The sequence below is a fragment of the Halorubrum tibetense genome (genome assembly GCF_042661865.1).
Classification (GTDB): Archaea; Halobacteriota; Halobacteria; order Halobacteriales; family Haloferacaceae; genus Halorubrum; species Halorubrum tibetense.
Map to the genome: position 1 here is coordinate 1 of NZ_JBHSWW010000520.1, position 960 is coordinate 960.

Genomic DNA, 960 nt, shown 5'->3' on the forward strand with positions numbered 1-960 from the left:
GGCGGTCCCCGGGAGTCGCCTTCGACACGACGAGGTACGTCGTCGCCGCGTCGTCGAGGATCCGGGCGTCGGTCGGTGTCCGGCCCGAGGAGTCGAGCACGACCCGTGCGGGGTTCCCGGGTCGAGCGTTGCGCAACCGCTGGACGCGGCGGTCCTCCTCGTCGAGCGTGAGGTGTGGGTCGTCGGCGAGCACCGTTCCGACCCCGACCAGCACCGCGTCGGCGGCCGCCCGGATCCGGTCGACCCGATCGAAGTCCTCCGACCCGGAGATCCGGAGCTGTTCGCGCCGCCGAGTCGAGAGTTTCCCGTCGACGCTCTGTGCGGCGTTGACGACGACGTGCATACACGCCCGTCTCGCGGGCGGGGAATGATCGTTTCGGTCGCGGTGCGTGACGGTCCCAGTACGTGGCCGAGACGTGTGAGACCTGTCTCGACAGCCGGACGCAACATAATCTCGGAGGATAGATTTGATGCGTGCCTTCTATCCAATTCTCATACCATGTGCGAAAAGTCGTGGGGAGAGTCTCCACGAATTCTCAATAAAGTATCTGTTCAGTGGTTGCAATAGGCATCTACTCGCTAATCCTGAATATCATGGCGTCTATTGGCGCAGGAATTTTTCGCTTTTCCGCCGTGAAACCTGATCGTATGCCATCGCGGCGACACCCTCAAATCGATTCAGAGTAGTAATTTACATATCAAGATGAGTCCGGAACCCACCTCGCCTGACCGCGACGCTGATACGTTCCTTGCGCGGTTGGCGATCGAGGCGCCATCACCGATCCTCGTCGCAGAGGCCGACACGGGGACCGTCGTGGCAGTCAACGAGGCTGCGACCGATCTGTTCGGCCGCGACCGGTCGTCGCTTATCGAAGTTACAAGGCTAAAACCCCGCCCTGAAGGGCGGGGATACAGCCGACAATTCCTACACAACCCACCGCCGATGGCACTGCCGGATAT

The 960-nt window shown here is 61.6% G+C and carries 2 protein-coding genes; one reads left to right on the plus strand and one right to left on the minus strand.

What is annotated here, in order from left to right; genetic code table 11:
* Nucleotides 1-343, minus strand: a 343-nt coding sequence (locus ACFQEU_RS16665) for a dihydrofolate reductase family protein (protein ID WP_379783960.1), incomplete at its 3' end; no start/stop codon positions are given.
* Between the two features lie 360 nt (nucleotides 344-703).
* Here ACFQEU_RS16665 and ACFQEU_RS16670 point away from each other — a divergent pair.
* Nucleotides 704-960, plus strand: a 257-nt coding sequence (locus tag ACFQEU_RS16670; RefSeq protein WP_379783962.1) for a hypothetical protein, incomplete at its 3' end; no start/stop codon positions are given.